This window comes from Adonisia turfae CCMR0081 (assembly GCF_011009555.1).
GTDB classification, from domain to species: Bacteria; Cyanobacteriota; Cyanobacteriia; order Phormidesmidales; family Phormidesmidaceae; genus Leptothoe; species Leptothoe turfae.
The window spans coordinates 3,401,963-3,405,074 of record NZ_QXHD01000004.1 but is presented as its reverse complement, the minus strand read 5'-3'; the positions used below and the strand labels follow the sequence as shown (position 1 = coordinate 3,405,074).

The following is a 3,112-nucleotide window of genomic DNA, read 5'->3' as shown; positions in this document are numbered from 1 at the left end:
GACCCACATGTAAATGTTTGAAGGCTTCAAAACTTCTGACTTCAGCAAACAGGTCTCGATAGGACTCGCAGTAGTCATCAATAAATTTGACGGTAGGTTGGGCAGCTCGGGGCGTCACCATGAGTACGGTTTGACCACCTTGGGTCGATAGTTACCCCTATTTTATACTGCCACAGTCATTAAAGAGCGCTAAAGCCAGCCATGCAGATGCTTGGGATGGCTGGACGAAAAAGGTAGAAGGGCTCACCTATTTGGTGGATGATGCCGGTGTGGTAGAAGTTTGGCAACAGGCCCAAGCGGCTGAGGTGGATGAGTCTCCAAGCCAGCGCGTTGTTTTATCATCTGTCTGCCGTTGCGTTAGCACGCACTGGCAGCAATTCCAAATTCCGACTTAAGAACAGGTGTCTGTGTCCTGGAGCTAGCAATCGAGTTGTGCACAGCGTGCCCCTATCCGATAGAGTCAATTCATTCGAATGGGTCTTGCCCTTGGCAAGATAGTCGTCATGGTCTCAAGTGTGCTCGGATTCGACAGTGTGCTCGGAAGTCTGACCTCATGCATAGGAATGATGAAGGATGGACGTCAGCCTAGTAACGCGACTCGTTATAGCCTTCAAGATGCGGTCTTGGGAGCATTTAGTGCGTTTTTCATGCAAAGCCCGTCATTCTTAGAGTACCAACGACAGTTGCAAAGCCGTCATGGTCAAGACAATGCCCAGAGTCTATTTGGCTTGACCAACATTCCGAGTGTCGAACAAATTCGTAATATTCTCGACCCGCTTCCTGCGAGGGGGCTATCGGGTGTGTTCATCTTGAATTATCAGGATTTAGAGAAACAGGGATATCTGCGTGGGTTTGAGGTACTTGGCAAGCATCTATTGGTCACCCTAGATGGAACCCAATACTACAGTTCGCATGAGGTAAGTTGTCCGTGTTGTTCAATCCAGACGCATCGCAATGGCCAGGTCACCTACAGTCATAAAGCTATCTTGCCAGTGGTGGTGTCGCCGAGCCAATCATCGGTGATTTCGTTGTCCCCTGAATTTATTTATCCTCAAGATGGTCATGAGAAGCAAGATTGTGAGCAGGCTGCAGCTAAGCGTTGGATAGCGACTCATGGACGGATGTTCGCTCAGCGAGATGTGATTTTGCTCGGCGATGATCTATACAGTCGTCTACCGATGTGTGAAACAGTCCTAGCTCAGGGAATGAGTTTCATCTTCGTGTGTTTACCGGAGTCGCATCCAGTGCTCTACGATTGGATTGAGTTCAATGCAGCCAAGGGTCAGGTCAAAACCATCGAGAAAACGCGAACTCAGGGTAAGGAGAACGTCCACTATCGGTACCGATATTTAACCGATGTTCCATTAGGTGGCACCCCGTCGGACCGGGTACTGAATTGGTGTGAGGTCACCGTCACTCGACAACGAGACGGCAAGCGACTCTATCACAACAGTTGGATCACTCCACTAGAGCTCAATACCCCGCAGCAGGTCATTGCTGTAGTTGAGGCGGCTCGCAGTCGTTGGAAAACTGAAAACGAAAACCACAATGTCCTCAAAACGAAGGGCTATCATTTAGAGCACAATTTTGGCCATGGGCAACAGCATCTAGCCTCGTTCTTATTGACCCTAAATCTGTTAGCATTCCTGTTTCATACCATCTTGGGATATGTAGACGAGCGCTATCAACGAATTCGACAGATTCGAGGTACCCGAAAAGGCTTTTTTCAAGATATTGTCGCCTTGACCAAGTACCTCTGGTTTGAGAGTTGGAACGCATTGATTGAGTTCATGCTCGATGATACCAAGCCGACGGGTCCCTTTCGAAATACCTCTTGATTCTCATCGTGACTGACATCCTCAACAGGAGTCTCTCTTACATACCACTCCTGTCCGTACATTGGAATTTGGAATTGCTGCAGGGAGAGGTTGCGCCATCGCTTCAGCTGAAATGGCCAATATACTCGCTAAAGATAAGCAAGAACTCAGGCATAGCTTAACACCTTTATTGCCAGTAATCCGTAGCTTTTGAAAACATTTCGAGAGACGAGATAGATTTTTAGCATCCTGTGTGGGGATAATGGTAACACCATTGACTGTCATGGGATTTTCCTGTCGTAAATTGTTGTGAGCTATAAATGGTTGAACCTTGGCCACATCAAAACCAGCGTCTTCTCCGAAGAAAACTCTCGGGCTTGAAATTGAGTTTGGTTTAAATGAATTGGTGCGCTCTTTAGATGTGTTTAGGTCCTTAAAGAGCCACGCAGAAGGTTACTTCCAGTTATGTTGTTTGGATTCCAGAAACCATGGAAAAATTGTTTTTGAAATCCAAGGTGAGAAGAACTTAATCGATAGATCTTTCTTGCTGGACAGGCTAAAGAAAGAGAGCATTGACACACTTAAACGCCTTTATCAGAGGCGTTTAAGTGTTGTTTTAAATATTCTTTTTTAGGTAGAGCACAGCAAATAAAAAGCAGTTGCTTTTCAATGGCAATTCCATACGCGAAAATCTCACGTATGCATAAAGCTAGATAAGAACACAATTGGTTGTCAGTTATGGATACGAATAACAGTTAAACTTAGATGACTTTAATTTTTAGCACTTGTCGAACTTTTTATATTTAGATTAGACAAACCACCACAAAGCAAGCGATCTATAAACCAATCCTTGATGTTCAACGTGAATCTCCTCATATCAATCAATATTTACCTACTTGACTATCAATACGAATGAGGGGGCGATTTGGATGAAAAATATTTAAATTGACCTAAAAGCTAGCAAGCGTAAGGGTCAGGCCTTGCTGCAGCTTCAATGTCTCACCCATAATTTTTGAGGATCGCGCCCTGCTCATAACTTCCTTGACGCAGGAGATCCCAGGTTAATTCTAAGGCGGACACGGACAAAGCTTCTGGCCTTGACGCCTAACCCTGTGCAGGAGCGAACGAAGTGTCCGATATATTCAAAGCTGTCGGATGGGGAGAAAGGCTTTCGGAACAAGTTAAACTTTCATTCGAAAGAAGCTCCTGAAGTCCAAACCGCTATGCGACCTTAAATCGCATTAGCATCGCATCAGTTATTTTGTTGCAATCTTAGCTTTTTCGATAACGACTAG

At 45.4% G+C, this 3,112-nt stretch carries 3 protein-coding genes; all 3 read left to right on the top strand.

Features of this window, described 5'->3' with window-relative positions; genetic code table 11:
- The first annotated feature begins 251 nt into the window (after positions 1–251).
- The 3 genes from DXZ20_RS18850 to DXZ20_RS18840 all read left to right on the top strand — a co-directional run bounded on the left by DXZ20_RS18850 (position 252) and on the right by DXZ20_RS18840 (position 2,451).
- A complete protein-coding gene (locus tag DXZ20_RS18850; protein WP_163699845.1) occupies positions 252–395 on the top strand; it encodes a hypothetical protein in 144 nt (47 codons plus the stop codon).
- A 168-nt stretch (positions 396–563) separates the two neighbouring features.
- Positions 564–1,838 (top strand): ISNCY family transposase, encoded by a 1,275-nt coding sequence (locus DXZ20_RS18845; RefSeq protein ID WP_250565829.1) that lies wholly within the window; start codon positions 564–566, stop codon positions 1,836–1,838.
- A 310-nt stretch (positions 1,839–2,148) separates the two neighbouring features.
- A complete protein-coding gene (locus DXZ20_RS18840) occupies positions 2,149–2,451 on the top strand; it encodes a hypothetical protein (protein ID WP_163699843.1) in 303 nt (100 codons plus the stop codon).
- The last annotated feature ends 661 nt before the right edge of the window (positions 2,452–3,112 follow it).

Bases quoted from the DNA above. Each gene is read 5' to 3' on its own strand.
- DXZ20_RS18845 (WP_250565829.1), top strand. From the start codon at position 564: ATGATGAAGGATGGACGTCAGCCTAGTAACGCGACTCGTTATAGCCTT.